Annotated in this window: 18 protein-coding genes; 9 read left to right on the top strand and 9 right to left on the bottom strand. The window is 70.7% G+C overall.

Annotated elements, in window-relative coordinates:
• Positions 1-28: 28 nt before the first annotated feature.
• Complete coding sequence (locus DMA15_RS20275) at positions 29-1,312, bottom strand: hypothetical protein (protein WP_125514201.1); 1,284 nt, start codon at positions 1,310-1,312, stop codon at positions 29-31.
• 297 nt (positions 1,313-1,609) lie between these two features.
• On the opposite strand from DMA15_RS20275, the gene DMA15_RS20270 reads away from it, so the two are divergent.
• The 6 genes from DMA15_RS20270 (at position 1,610) to DMA15_RS37555 (ending at position 9,680) form a co-directional block, all read left to right on the top strand.
• Positions 1,610-3,973, top strand: coding sequence for a SulP family inorganic anion transporter (locus DMA15_RS20270; RefSeq protein ID WP_125514200.1), 2,364 nt, complete (start codon positions 1,610-1,612; stop codon positions 3,971-3,973).
• A 94-nt stretch (positions 3,974-4,067) separates the two neighbouring features.
• A complete protein-coding gene (gene acs / locus DMA15_RS20265) occupies positions 4,068-6,047 on the top strand; it encodes an acetate--CoA ligase (RefSeq protein WP_125514199.1) in 1,980 nt (659 codons plus the stop codon).
• Between the two features lie 282 nt (positions 6,048-6,329).
• The gene (gene nhaA, locus DMA15_RS20260; RefSeq protein ID WP_125514198.1) at positions 6,330-7,730 is read left to right on the top strand and encodes a Na+/H+ antiporter NhaA; all 1,401 of its coding nucleotides are present in this window, start codon (positions 6,330-6,332) and stop codon (positions 7,728-7,730) included.
• 87 nt (positions 7,731-7,817) lie between these two features.
• The gene (locus DMA15_RS20255) at positions 7,818-8,315 is read left to right on the top strand and encodes a phage holin family protein (RefSeq protein ID WP_125514197.1); all 498 of its coding nucleotides are present in this window, start codon (positions 7,818-7,820) and stop codon (positions 8,313-8,315) included.
• Positions 8,312-9,334, top strand: a complete 1,023-nt coding sequence (locus DMA15_RS20250; protein ID WP_240659872.1) for an alpha/beta hydrolase — start codon at positions 8,312-8,314, stop codon at positions 9,332-9,334. Before DMA15_RS20255 ends, DMA15_RS20250 begins: the two co-directional genes overlap by 4 nt.
• Positions 9,335-9,491: 157 nt before the next feature.
• Positions 9,492-9,680: a hypothetical protein gene (locus tag DMA15_RS37555; protein ID WP_125514196.1), complete on the top strand. Its 189-nt coding sequence runs from the start codon at positions 9,492-9,494 to the stop codon at positions 9,678-9,680.
• A 23-nt stretch (positions 9,681-9,703) separates the two neighbouring features.
• On the opposite strand, the gene DMA15_RS20240 is transcribed toward DMA15_RS37555, so the two are convergent.
• The 3 genes from DMA15_RS20240 to nth all read right to left on the bottom strand — a co-directional run bounded on the left by DMA15_RS20240 (position 9,704) and on the right by nth (position 12,627).
• Positions 9,704-10,909 (bottom strand): MarP family serine protease, encoded by a 1,206-nt coding sequence (locus tag DMA15_RS20240; RefSeq protein WP_125514195.1) that lies wholly within the window; start codon positions 10,907-10,909, stop codon positions 9,704-9,706.
• Between the two features lie 49 nt (positions 10,910-10,958).
• Entirely contained in the window at positions 10,959-11,627 is a 669-nt protein-coding gene (locus tag DMA15_RS20235; RefSeq protein WP_240660233.1) for a CoA pyrophosphatase, read from the bottom strand.
• A gap of 148 nt (positions 11,628-11,775) precedes the next feature.
• On the bottom strand, positions 11,776-12,627 hold the full coding sequence (nth, locus tag DMA15_RS20230) for an endonuclease III (RefSeq protein WP_240659871.1): 852 nt from the start codon (positions 12,625-12,627) through the stop codon (positions 11,776-11,778).
• A 419-nt stretch (positions 12,628-13,046) separates the two neighbouring features.
• Between nth and DMA15_RS20225 the strand changes: the two genes are divergently transcribed.
• On the top strand, positions 13,047-13,721 hold the full coding sequence (locus DMA15_RS20225) for a Crp/Fnr family transcriptional regulator (RefSeq protein WP_016642758.1): 675 nt from the start codon (positions 13,047-13,049) through the stop codon (positions 13,719-13,721).
• 145 nt (positions 13,722-13,866) lie between these two features.
• On the opposite strand, the gene DMA15_RS20220 is transcribed toward DMA15_RS20225, so the two are convergent.
• The 4 genes from DMA15_RS20220 to DMA15_RS20205 form a co-directional block, all read right to left on the bottom strand.
• Positions 13,867-14,697 (bottom strand): MBL fold metallo-hydrolase, encoded by an 831-nt coding sequence (locus tag DMA15_RS20220; RefSeq protein WP_125514192.1) that lies wholly within the window; start codon positions 14,695-14,697, stop codon positions 13,867-13,869.
• 94 nt (positions 14,698-14,791) lie between these two features.
• Positions 14,792-15,718, bottom strand: a complete 927-nt coding sequence (locus tag DMA15_RS20215) for an NUDIX hydrolase (RefSeq protein ID WP_125514191.1) — start codon at positions 15,716-15,718, stop codon at positions 14,792-14,794.
• A 75-nt stretch (positions 15,719-15,793) separates the two neighbouring features.
• Positions 15,794-16,264, bottom strand: coding sequence for a RidA family protein (locus DMA15_RS20210; protein WP_125514190.1), 471 nt, complete (start codon positions 16,262-16,264; stop codon positions 15,794-15,796).
• Positions 16,261-16,422, bottom strand: a complete 162-nt coding sequence (locus DMA15_RS20205; RefSeq protein ID WP_003975360.1) for a DUF4177 domain-containing protein — start codon at positions 16,420-16,422, stop codon at positions 16,261-16,263. The genes DMA15_RS20210 and DMA15_RS20205 overlap by 4 nt, the downstream gene beginning before the upstream one ends.
• Before the next feature lie 82 nt (positions 16,423-16,504).
• Here DMA15_RS20205 and DMA15_RS20200 point away from each other — a divergent pair, with 82 nt between their 5' ends.
• Together DMA15_RS20200 and DMA15_RS20195 are read left to right on the top strand one after the other, a co-directional pair.
• Complete coding sequence (locus DMA15_RS20200; protein WP_125514189.1) at positions 16,505-17,485, top strand: ArsA-related P-loop ATPase; 981 nt, start codon at positions 16,505-16,507, stop codon at positions 17,483-17,485.
• The gene (locus tag DMA15_RS20195) at positions 17,482-18,837 is read left to right on the top strand and encodes an ArsA family ATPase (RefSeq protein WP_125514188.1); all 1,356 of its coding nucleotides are present in this window, start codon (positions 17,482-17,484) and stop codon (positions 18,835-18,837) included. Before DMA15_RS20200 ends, DMA15_RS20195 begins: the two co-directional genes overlap by 4 nt.
• Before the next feature lie 131 nt (positions 18,838-18,968).
• Here the strand turns inward: DMA15_RS20195 and DMA15_RS20190 are convergent, their stop codons facing one another.
• Positions 18,969-19,313 (bottom strand): WhiB family transcriptional regulator, encoded by a 345-nt coding sequence (locus DMA15_RS20190; protein WP_030782081.1) that lies wholly within the window; start codon positions 19,311-19,313, stop codon positions 18,969-18,971.
• Positions 19,314-19,475 lie beyond the last annotated feature (162 nt).

The raw sequence follows: 19,475 nt of genomic DNA, 5'->3' as shown, positions 1-19,475 counted from the left end.
GCCCAACGCGCCCAACGCGCCCGCGGGGTTACGGCTTGACGGCCGGAGCCCCCGGGACGCCCTTGGGGGCCGGTGCGGGCCGGGCGGAGAGGAATGCCGGCCAGCCCTCCTTCGGTGCCTTGCCGACCGGAAGCTCGGTCAGCTTCGCCAGCACCTTCGGGTCCTGCGCGTCGAGCCAGTCGGCGAGCTGCCGGAAGGAGACGCACCGCACGTCACGCTTGGTGCAGACGGTGTCGATGGTCTCCTCGATGGCACGCATGTACGTGCCGCCGTTCCACGACTCGAAGTGGTTGCCGATGATCAGCGGCGCGCGGTTGCCCTTGTAGGCGCGGGCGAAGCCCCGGAGCAGTCCGTCGCGCATCTGGTCGCCCCAGTACTCGTGCTTGGACGGGTCGCCGTGGGACGTCGAACCGGACTGGTTGACCATGAAGTTGTAGTCCATGGTGAGCGTCTCGAACCCACGGCCGGGGACCGGGACGAGCTGCATCGACAGATCCCAGAGACCTTGCTTCTTCTTGGGCCACACCTGGTTGTTGACGCCGCTGGTGTCATAGCGGAAGCCCAGCTCCCGGGCCGCGCGCATGAAGTTCTTCTGCCCTTCGAGGCAGGGCGTGCGGGCGCCGATCAGCTCCTTGTCGTAGTCAAAGGGCAGCGGCTTCGCCTTCTTCAGGCCCGTGTTCGTCTTCCAGGCCTTCACGAAGGACTTGGCCTGCTTGATCTCGCTCTTCCAGTCCTTGACGGACCACTCGCCGACCCCGCGGCCGGCGCCGCAGAAGTGGCCGTTGAAGTGGGTGCCGATCTCGTTGCCCTCGAGCCAGGCGCCGCGGAGCTGCTCCACGGTGTTCTTGATGCCCTTGCGGTCGTTGAAGCCGATGTCCGAGCTGCCGGTCGTGTGCTGCGGCGGATCGTAGAGGGAACGTTTCTCCTCGGGGAGCATGTACACGCCGCTGAGGAAGTACGTCATCGTGGCGTCGTTCCGCTTGGCCACCTTGCGGAAGTGGGAGAAGAGCTTCTGGCCGTCCTCGCCCGCGCCGTCCCAGGAGAAGACCACGAACTGCGGGGGTTTCTGGCCCGGCTTCAGACGGGCCGGTCTCGGCAGGTTCGGCTGCTTTCCGGTGTACGCGGTGGAGCCGTCGCCGATCAGGCGGACCGGGCTCTTGGGGGCCGCGGCTCCGGCCGCCTTCTTCGCGCCGTGGGCGCCTTCCTTGGTTCCGGCGTCCGCGCCTGTGTCGCTCCCCCCGCAGCCGGCCAGCGCTGTCGCGCAGGCCACGAGGGCGGTGAGGCTCGCGGTGATCCTCCGGGTGGCGGCCATCTTCCGCCCACCTCTTTCCGTGCAAGTCGGGACAGAACGGTCAGCAACTTCGCACGGGTGTCGGAATGGATTGGTATGACAAGCCGCCAAAAGTTTTTATTCATTCATCCGAGTGATTGATTGACCCATTTGCCTTATTAGTCCACCCAAAGCCTTTACTCTGCATTACTGTTCGTTTACCGAGAGTTGAGATATCCCGCCGCTGCACGCCGTGACCCACGGCCGCGACCCGCCCTCCGGAGACCGCCGGAGGACCCCATGTCCCGCGACCGCGCTGCCCCGGAGGAGACGGGAAAAATGTCTGCCTGCGTCCCCACTCGCACCACCGACTCGGCCCCGACCCCAGGTGCCGGCACCCCCCAGGCCCCACCGCCCGGAAGGAGGTTCCGCATCGCGGGGGCCGACCTCTCCGCGTCGATCGCCGTCTTCCTGATCGCCCTGCCGCTCTCCCTCGGCATCGCCCTCGCCACCGGAGCGCCCCTCCAGGCGGGCCTCGTCGCCGCCGCCGTCGGCGGCATCGTCGCCGGACGGCTCGGCGGCTCACCGCTCCAGGTCAGCGGCCCCGCCGCCGGGCTCACCGTCGTCACCGCCGACCTCATCCAGCGGTACGGCTGGCGGACCACCTGCGCCATCACGGTCCTCGCGGGCCTGGCGCAACTGGGGCTCGGCTGCCTGCGCGTGGCCCGCACCGCGCTCGCCGTGAGCCCGGCCGTGGTGCACGGCATGCTGGCGGGCATCGGCGTCACCATCGCCGTCGCGCAACTGCACATCGTGCTCGGCGGCACCCCGCAGAGCGCCGTGGTCGACAACCTCCGGGCGCTGCCCGCCCAATTGGCCGACCTGCATCCGGCCGCCCTGTCGATCAGCCTGCTCACCCTCGCCGTGCTGCTGCTCTGGCCACGGATCCCCGGCCGCGCCGGGCGCGTGGCGCGTGCCGTGCCCGCGGCCCTGGTCTCGGTGGCCCTCGCGACCGGTGTAGCCTCCGCCGCCGGGCTGCGCCTGGACCGGGTCGAGCTTCCTTCATGGCGCAGTCACGCGCTGGTGGGGCTCCCCGAAGGCCCCGTGCTCGGGCTCGTCGCCGCCGTGCTCACGATCACGCTGGTGTGCAGCGTGCAGTCGCTGCTCGGCGCCGTGGCCGTCGACAAGCTCGTCTCCAAGCAGCGCGATCTGCACGCGGACGTGCGCCGCTCCGACCTCAACCGCGAGCTGCTCGGCCAGGGCAGTGCCAACATCGTCTCCGGCGCGCTCGGCGGCCTGCCCGTCGCCGGGGTCGCGGTGCGCACCGTGGCCAATGTGCGCGCGGGCGCTGTCAGCAGGAACTCCACGATGCTGCACGGCGTTTGGGTGGTGCTGGCCGCGCTGCTCCTGGTCCCCGCCCTGGAGCTGATCCCCCTCGCCGCCCTCGCCGCGCTCGTCATGGCCGTCGGCATCCAGATGGTCAGCCTGAACCACATCCGTACCATCACCCGCCACCGCGAGATCCTCGTCTACGCCGTGACGACGGTCGGCGTGGTCTTCCTCAACGTCCTCCAGGGCGTCGCCCTCGGCGTCGCCGTCGCCGTGGCCGTCGCCCTGCACCGCCTCGCCCGCACCCGGATCACGCACGAGGTGCGGGACGGCGTCCACCACGTGCGCGCACGCGGCCAGTTGACGTTCCTCGCGGTGCCGAGGCTCAGCAGGACGCTGCATCTCGTGCCCCACGGCGAGGACGTCGTCGTGGAGCTGGACGGCTCCTTCATGGATCACGCGGCGTACGAATCGCTCCAGTGCTGGCAGGAGGAGCACGCCGCGCACGGCGCCCGTGTGGAGATCACCGGGCGCGACGGGACCCGCATCGCCGAGCCCGCGAGTGCCTCGCACTCCTGCTGCCGGCCGTGGACGCCCTGGCGCAATCACCACTGCGACCGCCCCCAGGAGGAGCAGGACACGGGCCGGGGCCGACCCAGCGCGCACCAACTGGCCAGCGGCATCAGCGCGTTCCAGCGGGACACCGCGCCCCATGTGCGGGGCGAGCTGGCCAGGCTCGCGCGCGAGGGGCAGCAGCCCGCGCAGCTCTTCCTCACGTGCGCGGACTCCCGGGTCGTCACCTCGATGATCACTTCCAGCGGCCCCGGCGACCTCTTCGTCGTACGCAACGTGGGCAATCTGGTGCCGCTGCCGGGCGCCGAGAGCGGGGACGACTCGGTGGGAGCCGCGATCGAGTACGCGGTCGACGTGCTCAAGGTGCGGTCCATCACCGTGTGCGGGCACTCCGGGTGCGGTGCGATGCAGGCGCTGCTCAACACCCCGCCCGGGGGCGCCCAGACGCCGCTGCGCCGTTGGCTGCGGCACGGCCTGCCGAGCCTGGAGCGGCTGGGCGCGCAGGACAAGGCGTGGGCGCGGCTCTCCGGCAGGGCGCCCGCCGACGCCGTCGAGCAGCTCTGTCTCACCAATGTGGTCCAGCAGTTGGAGCACTTGAAGGCGCACGAGGCGGTGGCGCGCCGCCTCGCCGACGGCGAGCTGGAGTTGCACGGCATGTACTTCCATGTCGCGGAGGCGCAGGCGTATCTGCTGACGGAGACCGACGGCGCCGAGTACCTCCCCGACGAGGTCTTCGACCAGGTGGAGCCCATGGCGTTGGTCGAGGCCGAGCAGGCCGGTACGCGCCAGGCGAACACCTGACGGGTAAAGGTCTAAACCAATTTTCGGCAGGCCCTTGTCACCACGGGTCGCGTCTGATGAGCTGTGGCTTCGGACACAACGGTCGCCCCCGGCAATGCAGCGCAAGGGAGATGTCGTGAGCAATGAAAGCCTGGCCAACCTCTTGAAGGAGGAGCGTCGCTTCGCGCCGCCGGTGGAGCTGGCGGCCGCCGCCAACGTCACCGCGGAGGCATACGAACAGGCCAAGGCTGACCGGCTCGGCTTCTGGGCCGAGCAGGCCCGCCGGCTGACCTGGGCGACGGAACCGACCGAGACGCTCGACTGGTCGAACCCGCCGTTCGCCAAGTGGTTCGCCGACGGCAAGCTCAACGTCGCGTACAACTGCGTCGACCGCCACGTCGAGGCGGGGAACGGCGAGCGCGTCGCGATCCACTTCGAGGGTGAGCCCGGCGACAGCCGGGCCCTCACCTACGCCGAGTTGAAGGACGAGGTCAGCCGCGCGGCGCACGCGCTGACCGAGTTGGGCGTCGAGAAGGGCGACCGGGTCGCCGTCTATCTGCCGATGATCCCCGAGGCGGTCATCGCGATGCTGGCCTGCGCCCGCATCGGCGCCGCGCACTCGGTGGTCTTCGGCGGCTTCTCCGCGGACGCCATCGCCGCCCGCATCAAGGACGCCGACGCCAAGGTCGTCATCACCGCCGACGGCGGCTACCGCAGGGGCAAGCCCTCCGCGCTCAAGCCCGCCGTGGACGAGGCCGTGAGCCGGGTCGAGGGGGTCCAGAAGGTCCTCGTCGTCCAGCGCACCAAGCAGGACGTGGCGTGGACCGAGGGCCGCGACGTGTGGTGGCACGAGATCACGGGGCGGCAGTCCACCGAGCACACCCCCGAGGCCTTCGACGCCGAGCACCCGCTCTTCATCCTCTACACCTCGGGCACCACGGGTAAGCCGAAGGGCATCCTGCACACCTCCGGTGGCTACCTCACCCAGACGGCCTACACCCACCACGCCGTCTTCGACCTCAAGCCGGAGACCGACGTCTACTGGTGCACGGCCGACGTCGGCTGGGTCACCGGCCACTCGTACATCACGTACGGCCCGCTGGCGAACGGCGCGACGCAGGTGATGTACGAGGGCACTCCCGACACCCCCCACCAGGGCCGTTTCTGGGAGATCGTCCAGAAGTACGGGGTGACGATCCTCTACACCGCGCCGACGGCGATCCGTACGTTCATGAAGTGGGGCGACGACATCCCCGCGAAGTTCGACCTCAGCAGCCTGCGGGTCCTCGGTTCGGTCGGCGAGCCGATCAACCCCGAGGCGTGGATGTGGTACCGCAAGAACATCGGCGCCGACAAGTGCCCCATCGTCGACACCTGGTGGCAGACCGAGACCGGCGCCATGATGATCTCGCCGCTGCCGGGTGTGACGGAGACCAAGCCGGGCAGCGCCCAGCGCGCGCTGCCGGGCATCGCCGCCACCGTGGTCGACGACGAGGCGAACGAAGTGCCGGACGGCGGCGGGGGTTACCTCGTCCTGACCGAGCCGTGGCCGTCGATGCTGCGCACCATCTGGGGCGACGACCAGCGGTTCATCGACACGTACTGGTCGCGTTTCCAGGACCGGTACTTCGCCGGGGACGGCGCCAAGAAGGACGAGGACGGCGACATCTGGCTCCTCGGCCGCGTGGACGACGTGATGCTCGTGTCCGGGCACAACATCTCCACCACCGAGGTCGAGTCCGCGCTCGTCTCGCACCCGTCGGTCGCCGAGGCGGCGGTCGTGGGCGCGGCGGACGAGACGACCGGCCAGGCCATCGTCGCCTTCGTGATCCTGCGGGGCACGGCGAACGCCGAGGACGAGGGCCTCGTGGCCGACCTGCGCAACCACGTGGGCGCCACGCTCGGGCCGATCGCGAAGCCGAAGCGGATCCTCCCGGTGGCGGAGCTGCCGAAGACGCGGTCCGGCAAGATCATGCGGCGCCTGCTGCGGGACGTCGCGGAGAACCGCGAGCTGGGTGACGTCACCACGCTCACGGACTCCTCCGTGATGGAGCTGATCCAGACGCGGCTCCCGGCGGCGCCGAGCGAGGACTGACGCCGCCCGCGGCAGAGGCTCGTACGCGGTACAAGGTCGTACGCGGTAGAGGTCGTACGGCGTATACGAAGGTTGAGGGCACCCGGCGACGCGCCGGGTGCCCTTCGCGCGTCTAGTGTGAAGATCACCGGATGCGTCCGCGCGTACGTTAGGTAGGCTAAGAATCGCGTCAACATCGCGACAAGAAGTCACGCGAACGAGAAGCGAACAGAAGTACCTAGGTGCGCCGGGAAGTCTGGTCGGCATGTGCTCAGCCCTGCCTACCGACCGGAGGTCGACCCCGTGACCGCGCCCGCCCCCCAGCCCCGCCGCAAGGTCCTCGGCAGGCTCTCCCTGCCCGAGCGGAATTTCGTCGCCGAAGCGCTGCGCGCCGAGACGGTCGGCGGAGTCCTGCTGCTGATCGCGGCCGTCACCGCGCTGATCTGGGCGAACACGGCCGGCGGCTCGTATGAGTCGATGCGCGGCTTCCACCTCGGGCCCGCCTCGCTCGGGCTCGACCTCTCCCTCCAGCACTGGGCGGCCGACGGGCTGCTCGCCGTCTTCTTCTTCGTGGCGGGCATCGAACTCAAGCGCGAACTGGTCGCGGGCGATCTGCGTGACCCCAAGGCCGCCGCGCTGCCGGTCGTCGCGGCGCTCTGCGGCATGGCCGCGCCCGCGCTCGTCTACGTCCTGACCAACACCTTCGGCGGCGGCTCGATGGACGGCTGGGCCGTGCCGACCGCCACCGACATCGCCTTCGCGCTCGCGGTCCTCGCGGTCATCGGCACCTCGCTGCCGTCCGCGCTGCGCGCCTTCCTGCTCACCCTCGCCGTCGTCGACGACCTCTTCGCGATCCTGATCATCGCGGTCTTCTTCACCAGCGACCTGAACTTCGCCGCGCTCGGCGGCGCCGCCCTCGGCCTCGCCGTCTTCTGGCTGCTGCTCAGGAAGCGGGTACGCGGCTGGTACATCTACGTGCCGCTGGCGCTGGCCATCTGGGGCCTGATGTACAACAGCGGCGTCCACGCCACCATCGCGGGCGTCGCCATGGGCCTGATGCTGCGCTGCCACAAGGAGGACGACAGCGAGCGGCACTCCCCCGGCGAGCACATCGAACATCTCGTACGACCCCTCTCCGCGGGCCTTGCCGTACCGCTGTTCGCCCTCTTCAGCGCCGGTGTGTCCGTCTCGGGCGGCGTGCTCGGCGACGTATTCACCAAGCCGGAGACGCTCGGTGTGGTGCTCGGTCTCGTGGTCGGCAAGGCGGTCGGCATCTTCGGCGGCACCTGGCTCGCCGCGCGCTTCACCAAGGCCGAACTCAACGACGACCTGGCCTGGCCGGACGTCTTCGCGGTCGCCTCGCTCGCCGGCATCGGATTCACCGTCTCGCTGCTCATCGGTGAACTCGCCTTCGCCGAGGACCCGCTGCTCACCGACGAGATCAAGGCCGCCGTCCTGACCGGCTCGCTCATAGCGGCCGTGCTCGCCGGGATCCTGCTGAAGGTACGGAACGTCAAGTACCGCAAGCTGTGGGAGGAAGAGGAGCGCGACGACGACCTCAGCGGTGTGCCCGACATCTACGAGATGGACGACCCGGAGTACCACCTCCGGATGGCCGCCATCTACGAGAAGAAGGCCGCGGAGCACCGCAGGCTTGCCGAAGTGTCGGGTGGGGAACGCGAGGATGGCAACGGTCCGGCATGATCTGAGCAGACATATCTCAGAAGTCTGAGCAGACACGCCTCAGAAGAGATCAGAAGAGACACCAGAAGAGAAAAAGGGGAGAACGCGATGAGCTCACCCGACGGACCCGTCGGCGCCGAGCGCAGCCTCGGCCAGCTGGTCGCCTCGGCGACCGGTGAGATGTCCGCGCTGGTGCACGACGAGATCGCACTGGCCAAGGCCCAGCTGCGTCAGGACGTCAAGCGCGGTGCGATCGGCGGTGGCGCGTTCGCCGCGGCCGGAGCGGTCCTCATCTTCTCGCTGCCCATGCTGAGCTTCGCGCTCGCGTACGGCATCCGTACCTGGAGCGGCTGGAACCTCGCGGTCTGCTTCCTGCTGTCCTTCGCCGCCAATGTGCTGGTGGCGGGCGTGCTCGCGCTGATCGGCGTGGTCTTCGCCAAGAAGGCCAAGAAGGGCAAGGGCCCGCAGAAGGTCGCCGCCTCGGCCAAGCAGACGGCGGCCGTACTGGGGAACGTCAAGCCGCATCCCCGCCCGGTGAGCCCGGCCGCCGCCCTTGACGTCCGAGTCGGTGAGACGGGGGCCACTGTGGCACGCTCGTCCTCATGACCGACCCCGCCCATCAGGACCAGGCCCCCACCGGCCCCGCGCAGCACGGCCCCACGCACAGCCCCGCGCGGCTCGGCCCCACGCTGGGTGCCACCGCCCATTCGGCGCAACCGGCCTCGGCCGTACGCGTCGAAGGGCCCTGGACCCATCGGGACGTGGCGGCCAACGGGGCGCGCTTCCACATCGCGGAGATGGGCGACGGGCCGCTGGTCCTGCTGCTGCACGGCTTCCCGCAGTTCTGGTGGACGTGGCGGCACCAGCTGGTGGCGCTCGCCGACGCGGGGTTCCGGGCGGTCGCGATGGACCTGCGGGGCGTGGGCGGCAGCGACCGCACCCCCCGCGGCTACGACCCGGCCAACCTCGCGCTCGACATCACCGGCGTCGTGCGCTCACTCGGCGAGCCGGACGCCGCGCTCGTCGGGCACGACCTCGGCGGGTATCTCGCGTGGACGGCCGCCGTGATGCGGCCCAAGCTGGTGCGCCGCCTCGCGGTCTCCTCGATGCCGCATCCCCGGCGCTGGCGCTCGGCGATGCTGTCCGACCGGAAGCAGACCGCCGCGGGGTCGTACGTGTGGGGCTTCCAGCGGCCCTGGCTGCCCGAGCGTCAACTGGTCGCGGACGACGGCGCCCTGGTGGGGCGTCTGGTCCGGGAATGGTCGGGGCCCCGCCTGCCGGAGGACGAGGCGGTGGAGGCGTACCAGCGGGCCATGTGCATCCCCTCGACGGCGCACTGCGCGATCGAGCCGTACCGCTGGATGGTGCGGTCGATGGCACGGCCCGACGGCATCCAGTTCAACCGCCGCATGAAGCGGCCGGTGCGGGTGCCGACGTTGCATCTGCACGGCTCGCTCGACCCCGTGATGCGTACGAGGAGCGCGGCGGGGTCAGGTGAGTACGTCGAAGCGCCCTACCGCTGGCGGCTGTTCGACGGGCTCGGGCACTTCCCGCACGAGGAGGACCCGGTGGCGTTCTCCACGGAGCTGGTGAACTGGCTGAAGGACCCCGAACCGGACCGCTGAGCCACGCCCCGGCCCCACGCGCGGCCCCACGCGCGGCCAACAGCGAGGCCAACGGCACGGGAACACTTGTCCTACGAACGCCAATTGCCCGGCGCATAGGCCAATTGGGGCGCTCGGGCGCGGTTACCGACCATGAGGCACGGGCAAACGTCGCAGTATGGGCTGGACGCACGACTACAGTGACGTAGCACGCAATCGCCGCTCGGCCGCAGCGCTGAACAGCCGCGAGAGGGGCGGGCCGCAGGATCCGGGCCATCACGGCCCCCCTCAAGACATGGGAATCCCCCGCATCCTCCGCCGCAGGGCCCGCTGGGTCTCCGCGCGGCTCCGGCATACGCGCGACTGACCCAGCCCCTCGCTTCCCGCGGTCTAGAGCGCGCAGCCCTGGCTGTCGACCTCTTGGTTGGCGGTGCGGCCCCGCTCGATGTCCTCGCGCACCTCGTCCACCGTCAGTGCGTAACCGGTGTCCGGGTCGTCCAGGGACTTGGCGAAGACCACGCCGTAGACCTTGCCGTCGGGGGTGAGCAGCGGGCCGCCGGAGTTGCCCTGGCGGACGGTCGCGTAGAGCGAGTACACATCACGGTGCACGGTGCCGCGGTGGTAGATGTCCGGGCCCTTGGCGGTGATGCGGCCGCGCACACGCGCGGGGCGGACGTCATACGGCCCGTCCTCCGGGAAGCCCGCGACGATGGCTCCGGCACCGCTCGTCGCGTCCTTGGACGTGAACTTCAGCGGCGGCGCCTTCAGCGTGGGCACGTCCAGTACGGCGATGTCCCGCTCCCAGTCGTAGAGGACGACCTTCGCGTCGTACGTCTGGTTCTGATCGCCTATCTGGACCGTCGGCTCGTCCACGCCACCGACCACATGGGCGTTGGTCATCACGCGGCGGTCGGCGAAGACGAAGCCGGTGCCCTCAAGGACCTTGCCGCAGCTGCGGGCCTCGCCGCGGACCTTCACGATGGAGCGCTTGGCGGTCGTGGCGACCTTGCTCTTGGCGAGCTTGGGGTCGGGGGGCTGGACCTCCGTGATCGGCTCGTTCGAGAACGGGCTGAAGACCTGCGGGAAGCCGTTCTGCGCGAGGACCGAGGAGAAGTCGTTGAACCACGTGTCGGCCTGGGCGGGCAGCGCGCGCGAGACCCCGAGGAGCACCTTGGAGTTGCGCACTTCCTTGCCGACCGTCGGCAGCGTCGTGCCCGCGAGGAGGGAGCCGATCATCCAGGCGACGAGCAGCATCGCCACCACGTTCACCAGCGCGCCGCCCGTCGCGTCCAGGGCGCGGGCGGGCTGCCAGGTGATGTGTCTGCGCAGCTTGTTGCCGAGGTGGGTGGTGAGGGCCTGGCCGATCGAGGCGCAGACGATCACGATGACGACGGCGACCACCGCCGCTGTCGTACTCACCGCCGCCGCGTCGTCGTCCGTCAGGGCGTCCCAGATGACCGGCAGCAGATAGACGGCGACGAGTCCGCCGCCGAGAAACCCGATCACCGAGAGGATGCCGACCACGAAGCCCTGGCGGTAGCCGACGATCGCGAACCAGACCGCGGCGAGCAGCAACAGGATGTCCAGCACGTTCACCGATTCAATCCTCGCCTCGCATCGCGGCCGCCACGTCCCCGCAACCTTGTCATGCGCGCCAGTCGAGCGGGACCTGCCGACTGCGGTCCCAGGGGCGCTCCCAGCCCGCGAAGTGCAGAATTCTATCGATCACTCCGGCCGTAAAACCCCAGACCAGAGCGGATTCGACGAGGAACGCCGGGCCCGTGTGCCCACGGGGGTGGACCGCCGTCGCCCTGTTCGCCGGGTCCGTGAGATCGGCCACGGGGACCGTGAAGACCCGGGCGGTCTCGTTCAGGTCGACGGCGCCGACGGGGCTCGGGACGCGCCACCATCCCAGTACGGGCGTCACGACGAAATCGCTCACCGGGATGAACAGGCGCGGCAGCACGCCGAAGAGCTGGACGCCCCGGGGGTCGAGGCCGGTCTCCTCCTCGGCCTCGCGCAGGGCGGCGCGCAGGGGGCCGTCCGTCCGCGGGTCGCCGTCCTCGGGGTCGAGGGAGCCGCCGGGGAAGGAGGGCTGCCCCGCGTGGGAGCGCAGGGAGCCCGCGCGCTCCATCAGGAGCAGCTCGGGGCCGCGCTCGCCCTCCCCGAAGAGGACGAGCACCGCGGACTGTCGCCCGGCACCGCTCTTTGGGGGCAGGAAGCGGCTCAGCTGAAGCGGCTCGATGGTCTCGGCGGCGCGGGCGACGGGGGTCAGCCAGGGGGGCAGGCCTTCGGTACTGAGCAGGCCGTCCATCACGCCGTCCGGGCCGGTCCTGTGGGCCCCGCTTGGCGTGTTGGCCGTACTGGTCGTGCTGGTCGTGTGGTTCGCGTGCGTCATCTGCACCCCCGTCCGTCTCTGGACAACGCTGTCTGCCCCCGCGTTCGTTCCACCGTGCGCCGTCTCACCCCTCGGCCAGCGGCGGCGCGGGCTTCCCCGGGTAGTCCGCCGGGGGCTTGAGCCGCTGGCCCGGGAAGCCGCCCATCTCGTACTTCAGGAGCTTCTTCGCCTTCTCGGGGTCGGTCTCGCCCTCCCCGTACGACGGACAGAGCGGGGCGATCGGGCAGGCGCCGCAGGCGGGCTTGCGGGAGTGGCAGATGCGGCGGCCGTGGAAGATCACCCGGTGCGAGAGCATCGTCCACTCGCTCTTCGGGAAGAGCGAGGCGACGGCCGTCTCGACCTTCTCCGGGTCCGTCTCCTCGGTCCACTTCCAGCGGCGGACCAGGCGGCCGAAGTGCGTGTCCACAGTGATGCCGGGGACGCCGAAGGCGTTGCCGAGGACGACGAACGCGGTCTTGCGGCCCACACCGGGCAGCTTGACCAGGTCGTCCAGGCGGCCCGGCACCTCGCCCCCGAAGTCGTCCCGCAGCACCTTCGCCAAACCCATGATCGACTTCGTCTTGGCGCGGAAGAACCCGGTGGGCCTGATCAGCTCCTCGACCTCCTCGGGGACGGCCGCGGCCAGGTCCTCCGGGGTGGGGTACTTGGCGAACAGGCGCGGGGTCGTCTGGTTCACGCGCAGGTCGGTGGTCTGCGCGGAGAGGACCGTGGCGACCAGAAGCTCGAAGGGGTTTTCGAAGTCGAGCTCGGGGTGGGCGTACGAATACACCTCGGCCAGCTCGCGATTGATCCGCCGGGCGCGGCGGACGAGAGCGGTGCGGGACTCCTGCGGCGGGATGGCGGGGGGCTTGATCGCAGGGGTCGCCGACTTCTTGGCGGGCGACGCGGGGGTGGGGGCGGAGGTGGACTTTCGCACGGCGGGCCCTGAGTTCCTCGTGGTGGACGCTGACTTCTTCGCTATGGGGCCGGTCTTCCCCACGGAGGGCGTAGTACGCGCCGGCCGGGCGGCGGGCGTACCTTCCGCACGCGCCCCGCCCGTCTGATTTGTCGGATTACCCGACTCCCCGGACGCATGTTCGCCCACAGCGGAATCGCGGGGTGCGGCCGCCTTCGCAGCCCCCTTGGCCTGTGCTCTCACCGGCTTTTTGGACACCCGGCCAGCCTAGAGCCCGACACTGACATCCGTCCTTGGCCTCATGGATCGGCCCCCAATTGGCCCCCTCCCGCACAGCACGCCACGCCGGTGCGGCAGACTTGTGACTGATCACACTGTTTGGACCGTCCGGCAAACTGGGGAACACGGTCCCCTGATGCAGGTCGACAAGGAGAGAACTCGTGGACGACGTTCTGCGGCGCGCCCCGCTCTTCGCGGCGCTCGATGACGAGCAGGCCGCGGAGCTCCGCGCCTCCATGAGTGAGGTGACGCTCGCGCGCGGGGATGCGCTTTTCCATGAGGGCGACCCCGGAGACCGCCTGTACGTGGTCACCGAGGGCAAGGTGAAGCTCCACCGCACCTCGCCCGACGGCCGCGAGAACATGCTCGCGGTGCTCGGCCCCGGCGAGCTGATCGGTGAGCTTTCGCTCTTCGACCCGGGTCCGCGGACGGCCACCGCCTCCGCCCTCACCGAGGTGAAGCTGCTCGGCCTCGGCCACGGCGACCTCCAGCCGTGGCTCAACGCCCGGCCCGAGGTGGCCGCGGCGCTGCTGCGTGCCGTCGCCCGACGGCTGCGCAAGACCAACGACCAGATGTCCGACCTGGTCTTCTCCGACGTGCCGGGCCGCGTGGCCCGCGCCCTGCTCGATCTGTCGCGCCGCTTCGGCGTGCAGTCCGAGGAAGGCATCCACGTCGTGCACGACCTCACGCAGGAAGAGCTGGCCCAGCTGGTCGGCGCCTCCCGCGAGACGGTCAACAAGGCGCTGGCGGACTTCGCGGGGCGCGGGTGGCTGCGCCTGGAGGCGCGTGCGGTGATCCTCCTGGACGTGGAGCGGCTCGCCAAGCGGTCGCGCTGACGCTGTGTCTGGGCGTTCATTTTCTGCGCGCTGATTTTCTGGGCGCTGATTTTCTGTACGGGGATGGGCCCCGCCTCTTGGAGAGGCGGGGCCCATCCACATACTCGGCTGAAGTGCGGCCACCCGGGGCGCCGAAAGCGGGCCGTCAGATCAGGCCGTGCTCCCGTAGGTACTCCAGCTGTGCCCGGACCGACAGCTCCGCGGCGGGCCACAGGGAGCGGTCCACGTCCGCGTACACGTGTGCGACGACGGCCGCGGCCTCGGTGTGGCCGTTCTCCACAGCCGTCTCGACCTGGGCCAGCCGGTTGGCCCGGTGCGCGAGGTAGAACTCGACGGCCCCCTGGGCGTCGTCGAGGACCGGCCCGTGGCCCGGCAGGACCGTGTGGACGCCGTCGTCGACCGTCAGGGAGCGCAGCCGGCGCAGGGAGTCGAGATAGTCCCCCAGACGGCCGTCGGGGTGCGCCACGACCGTCGTGCCGCGGCCGAGGATCGTGTCGCCCGTCAGGACGGCCCGGTCGGCGGGCAGATGGAAGCAGAGCGAGTCCGCGGTGTGGCCGGGGGTGGCGACCACGCGCAGTTCGAGGCCGCCCGTGGTGATCACGTCCCCGGGTCCGAGGCCCTCGTCGCCCAGGCGCAGGGCGGGGTCGAGGGCGCGTACGTGAGTCCGTGTCAGCTCGGCGAAGCGGCCCGCGCCCTCCGCGTGGTCGGGGTGACCGTGGGTCAGGAGGGTCAGGGCGACCCGCTTGCCCATCTTCTCGGCGGTCTCGATGACGCGGCTCAGATGGGCGTCGTCGAGCGGGCCCGGGTCGATGACCACCGCGAGGGAGGAGTCCGGCTCCGCGACGATCCAGGTGTTGGTGCCGTCCAGCGTCATGGCGGAGGGGTTGGGCGCGAGGACGTTGACCGCGCGGTCGGTGGCGGGCCCGCTGAGGACTCCGCCCCGGGGCTGGCCCGGGAGGGCGGCGGCTTCTGTCATGCGGGGGTGACTCCCGTCGGGGTCGAGGGGTTCGGGCGGGCCTGGCGTGCGGCGCGTGGCGGTGGGAGCGGGAGCCGGAGCGGGGCCATGAACGTCACCGTCCGCCGCCCGACGCGATCCGCTTGGTGAACTCGCCGTGGCCCGGCCAGGACAGCACCAGCTCGCCGCCCTCCAGCCGCGCCTGGGCGAGCACGGGGGTCATGTCCTGCGCCGAGGCCCCGGCGAGCGCCTCCGAAGGCGTCCCGTAGCCGCTCAGCGCCCGCAGCGTGGCGATCGTCGGCGGCATCATGAGCAGCTCGCCCTCGTCGTAGCGGGCGGCCGCGTCCGCCGGGCGGATCCAGACGGTACGGTCCGCCTCCGTAGAGGCGTTGCGGGTGCGCTGGCCCTCCGGAAGCGCCGCCACGAAGAAGAACGTGTCGTAGCGCTTGGGCTCGAACTCCGGAGTGATCCAGCGGGCCCAGGCCGCGAGCAGGTCGCTGCGCAGGATCAGCCCCCTGCGGTCCAGGAAGTCCGCGAAGGACAGGTCGCGGGCGACCAGCGCCTCGCGGTCCGCCTCCCAGTCGTCCCCCGTGGTGTCACCGACGACGGTCTCCGGAGTGGGGCCTGCGAGCAGCACGCCCGCTTCCTCGTACGTCTCGCGGACCGCCGCGCAGACGATCGCCTGGGCCGCGGCCTCGTCCTCGACGCCGAGCCGGGCGGCCCACCACGCGCGCGTGGGCCCCGCCCAGCGCACCAGATGGTCGTCGTCGCGCGGGTCGACGCCCCCGCCCGGATACGCGTACGCGCCCCCGGCGAAGGCCATGGAGGCGCGTCTGCGCAGCATGTGTACCTCGGGCGCACCTTTCGCGCCGTTCCCCGTCCCGTGGCCTTCCCGCCCGTCCTGTCCGCCCTGTCCGTCCTGCCCATCCCTGAGCAGCATGACGGTCGCGGCGCGGCGCGGGGTCGCCGGAGTCAGCTCACCGCTCGCGAGGGCGCGGATGCGGTCGGGCCACTCCGGGGGATACCACTGCCCATTTGCCATGGGCGGAGGCTATCCCCTAGTGAGCTGATGTTCGAGAGGCAACAATCACGCCCTACGGAGAGGTCAGCTCACGCCCTACGGAGACGTCAGCTCCACCTGGAACTCGACCTCGACCGGCGCGTCCAGCGGCAGTACGGCCACGCCCACGGCGCTGCGCGCGTGCACGCCCTTCTCGCCGAGCACCTCGCCGAGCAGCTCGCTCGCGCCGTTGATCACTCCGGGCTGGCCGGTGAAGTCCTGGGCGGAGGCCACGAAGCCGACGACCTTCACGACGCGCGCGATGCGGTCGAGGTCACCGGCGATCGACTTCACCGCGGCCAGACCGTTCAGCGCGCAGGTGCGGGCCAGTTCCTTGGCCTCTTCCGGGGTGACCTCGGCGCCGACCTTGCCGGTCACGGCGAGCTTGCCCTCCACCATCGGGAGCTGGCCCGCGGTGTAGACGTACACACCGGACTGGACGGCCGGCTGGTACGAGGCCAGCGGCGGCACGACGTCCGGCAGCGTCAGGCCCAGCTCGGCGAGGCGGGCCTCGACAGCCCCGCTCATGCCTGCTTCTCGCGCTTCAGGTAGGCCACCAGCTGCTCGGGGTTGTTCGGCCCGGGCACGACCTGGACCAGCTCCCAGCCGTCCTCGCCCCAGGTGTCCAGAATCTGCTTCGTGGCATGGACGAGCAGAGGCACGGTTGCGTATTCCCACTTGGTCATGTGGCCGACTGTAGTCGGTGTGAGGCGATGCTCACGGTGGCCTCCTGCTTAGCCCGGGCGGGGACTGGTTAGGCTCACCGGTGTGAGCAGGCTCCAGGTCGTCAGTGGCAAGGGCGGTACCGGCAAGACCACGGTGGCCGCGGCCCTCGCGCTCGCCCTCGCGACGGAGGGCAAACGCACCCTTCTCGTCGAGGTCGAGGGCAGGCAGGGCATCGCGCAGCTCTTCGAGACGGAGGCGCTGCCTTATGAGGAGCGGAAGATCGCCGTCGCTCCCGGGGGCGGGGAGGTGTACGCCCTCGCCATCGACCCCGAGCTGGCACTGCTCGAATACCTCCAGATGTTCTACAAACTGGGGGGCGCGGGCCGGGCCCTGAAGAAACTCGGCGCCATCGACTTCGCCACCACCATCGCGCCGGGCCTGCGGGACGTCCTGCTGACCGGCAAGGCCTGCGAGGCGGTGCGCAGGAAGGACAGGAGCGGGCGGTTCGCGTACGACTGTGTCGTGATGGACGCCCCGCCGACCGGCCGCATCACCCGCTTCCTGAACGTGAACGACGAGGTCGCGGGCCTCGCGAAGATCGGGCCCATACACAATCAGGCGCAGGCCGTGATGCGGGTGCTCAAGTCGCCCGAGACCGCCGTGCACCTGGTGACCCTGCTCGAGGAGATGCCCGTCCAGGAGACCGCGGACGGCATCGCCGAGCTGCGGGCCGCGCGGCTGCCCGTGGGGCGCGTCATCGTGAACATGGTGCGGTCGGCCCTGCTCGACGAGGCCGAGCTCGAGCTGGGTCTGGAGCGGGCGCCCCGTACCGCCATCGCCAAGTCGCTCTCCGCCGCGGGCCTCGGCGGCGCGCGCCGCGGGGGCAACGCCGAGCGGCTGGTCGACCCGCTCCTTGAGCAGGCCGCGGAGTACGCCGAGCGGTACGCCCTGGAGCGCGACCAGCGTGCCGTGCTCGCGGACTTCGGCCAGCCCCTGCACGAACTCCCGCTGCTGGCGGGCGGCATGGACCTCGCGGGCCTCTACGAGCTCGCCACGGCACTGCGGAAGCAAGGGATCGCATGACCCCGGAACCGGCACGGACCTCGGACTCGGCACGGGCCTCGGACCCGGCGGGGACTTCGGACCCGGCAGGGACCTCGTATTCGGGGCGGCCCCTGGACGCCACCCGCGCGCTGGACGTCGACGCCCTGATCGACGACCCGAAGACCCGCATCGTGGTGTGCTGCGGCTCCGGGGGCGTGGGCAAGACGACCACCGCGGCCGCCATAGGGCTGCGCGCGGCCGAGCGGGGCCGCAAGGTCGTCGTACTCACGATCGACCCGGCGCGCAGGCTCGCCCAGTCCATGGGCATCGACCAGCTCGACAACGTGCCGCGGCGGGTCAAGGGCGTCGAGGGCGACGGCGACGGCGAGCTGCACGCCATGATGCTCGACATGAAGCGCACGTTCGACGAGATCGTCGAGGCGCACGCGGACAAGGAGCGGGCCGCCGCGATCCTGGGCAACCCCTTCTACCAGTCGCTCTCGGCGGGCTTCGCGGGCACGCAGGAGTACATGGCGATGGAGAAGCTGGGGCAGCTGCGCTCGCGTGACGAGTGGGACCTGATCGTCGTCGACACCCCGCCCTCGCGCTCGGCGCTGGACTTCCTGGACGCGCCCAAGCGCCTCGGCTCCTTCCTGGACGGGAAGTTGATCCGGCTGCTCATGGCGCCGGCGAAGGTGGGCGGCAGGGCCGGGCTGAAGTTCCTCAACGTCGGCATGTCGATGATGACGGGGGCGCTGGGCAAGCTGCTCGGCGGGCCGCTGCTGCAGGACGTACAGACGTTCGTGGCGGCGATGGACACCATGTTCGGCGGGTTCCGCACGCGGGCGGACGCCACATACCGGCTGTTGCAGGCGCCCGGTACGGCGTTCCTCGTGGTGGCCTCGCCGGAGCGGGACGCGCTGCGGGAGGCCGCGTACTTCGTGGAGCGCCTGGCCGCCGACGACATGCCGCTGGCCGGCCTGGTGCTGAACCGTGTGCACGGCAGTGGCGCCGCCCAGCTGTCGGCCGAGCGGGCGCTCGCCGCCGCGGAAAATCTTGAGGAGGGCGGCATTGTGGATCAGGAGGACGGGAAGGTTGGGGATCGTAACTCCCCTGATACGCAAGCGACTTCGACTCCGGCCACTCCCGAGAACTCCGAACACCCCGAGCCCGCGGCCGACACGTCGGCCGACCCGTCCGTCGAGCAGCTGACCGTGGGGCTGCTGCGGCTGCACGCCGAGCGGATGCAGCTGCTCGCGCGTGAACAGCGCACGCGTGACCGCTTCACCGCGCGCCACCCCGAGGTGGCGGTCGCCGAAGTGGCCGCGCTGCCGGGCGATGTGCACGACCTGGCGGGGCTGCGGGCCATCGGGGACCGGCTGGCAGGCTGACGCCACGCCGACCGCGCACCCCTCCGTACACCGCTTCCGTGTTCCGCTGTCCCGCTACACCGCTTCCGTATACCGCCGTATCGCTATACCGCTTCCGTGTGCCGCTCCCGGGCGATCGCTCCGGGGGCGGCCTATCCCACCGCGGCGTAGCTCTCGTACGTCTCCTCGTCCTCCAAGTCCACGGGCAGCAGGCCCGCGCCGCGCTCGTACTCGGAACGCGCGGTCTCCAGGAGCCTGCGCCATGAGGTGACGGTGGGACGCCTGCGCAGCAGTGCGCGGCGCTCACGCTCCGTCATGCCACCCCACACGCCGAACTCGACGCGGTTGTCGAGCGCGTCGGCCAGGCACTCGGTCCGCACCGGACATCCGGTGCACACCGCCTTGGCCCTGTTCTGCGCTGCTCCTTGAACGAACAGTTCATCTGGATCGGTAGTGCGGCAGGCCGCCTGCGCACTCCAGTCGGTTACCCAGCCCATACCGGCGCCGTCCTCTCCCGAATCGAGGCTCCCCCACGGCGGCAGCGGCATATTCACCGCCGCCAGTTGAGGACGTTACGGAAGGTGGGCACAGCGCAACACCCCCTTCGGGCCCAATCTTGGATGGCCCGAACGGACTATGGGTAAGCGGCAGATCACCCG

The organism is Streptomyces sp. WAC 01529 (assembly GCF_003945545.1).
In the GTDB taxonomy this organism is placed as follows: domain Bacteria; phylum Actinomycetota; class Actinomycetes; order Streptomycetales; family Streptomycetaceae; genus Streptomyces; species Streptomyces anatolicus.
This window is presented reverse-complemented; position numbering and strand designations above follow the sequence as displayed.

What these genes read in the sequence shown, in the direction of transcription:
- DMA15_RS20275 (WP_125514201.1), bottom strand. Translation starts at nt 1,312, where the DNA reads ATGGCCGCCACCCGGAGGATCACCGCGAGCCTCACCGCCCTCGTGGCC.
- DMA15_RS20205 (WP_003975360.1), bottom strand. Translation starts at nt 16,422, where the DNA reads ATGACCAAGTGGGAATACGCAACCGTGCCTCTGCTCGTCCATGCCACG.
- DMA15_RS20255 (WP_125514197.1), top strand. Translation starts at nt 7,818, where the DNA reads ATGAGCTCACCCGACGGACCCGTCGGCGCCGAGCGCAGCCTCGGCCAG.
- DMA15_RS37555 (WP_125514196.1), top strand. Translation starts at nt 9,492, where the DNA reads ATGGGCTGGACGCACGACTACAGTGACGTAGCACGCAATCGCCGCTCG.
- DMA15_RS20270 (WP_125514200.1), top strand. Translation starts at nt 1,610, where the DNA reads ATGTCTGCCTGCGTCCCCACTCGCACCACCGACTCGGCCCCGACCCCA.
- DMA15_RS20250 (WP_240659872.1), top strand. Translation starts at nt 8,312, where the DNA reads ATGACCGACCCCGCCCATCAGGACCAGGCCCCCACCGGCCCCGCGCAG.
- DMA15_RS20210 (WP_125514190.1), bottom strand. Translation starts at nt 16,264, where the DNA reads ATGAGCGGGGCTGTCGAGGCCCGCCTCGCCGAGCTGGGCCTGACGCTG.
- DMA15_RS20235 (WP_240660233.1), bottom strand. Translation starts at nt 11,627, where the DNA reads ATGGACGGCCTGCTCAGTACCGAAGGCCTGCCCCCCTGGCTGACCCCC.
- DMA15_RS20190 (WP_030782081.1), bottom strand. Translation starts at nt 19,313, where the DNA reads ATGGGCTGGGTAACCGACTGGAGTGCGCAGGCGGCCTGCCGCACTACC.
- DMA15_RS20220 (WP_125514192.1), bottom strand. Translation starts at nt 14,697, where the DNA reads ATGACAGAAGCCGCCGCCCTCCCGGGCCAGCCCCGGGGCGGAGTCCTC.
- DMA15_RS20215 (WP_125514191.1), bottom strand. Translation starts at nt 15,718, where the DNA reads ATGGCAAATGGGCAGTGGTATCCCCCGGAGTGGCCCGACCGCATCCGC.
- acs (WP_125514199.1), top strand. Translation starts at nt 4,068, where the DNA reads ATGCAGCGCAAGGGAGATGTCGTGAGCAATGAAAGCCTGGCCAACCTC.
- DMA15_RS20195 (WP_125514188.1), top strand. Translation starts at nt 17,482, where the DNA reads ATGACCCCGGAACCGGCACGGACCTCGGACTCGGCACGGGCCTCGGAC.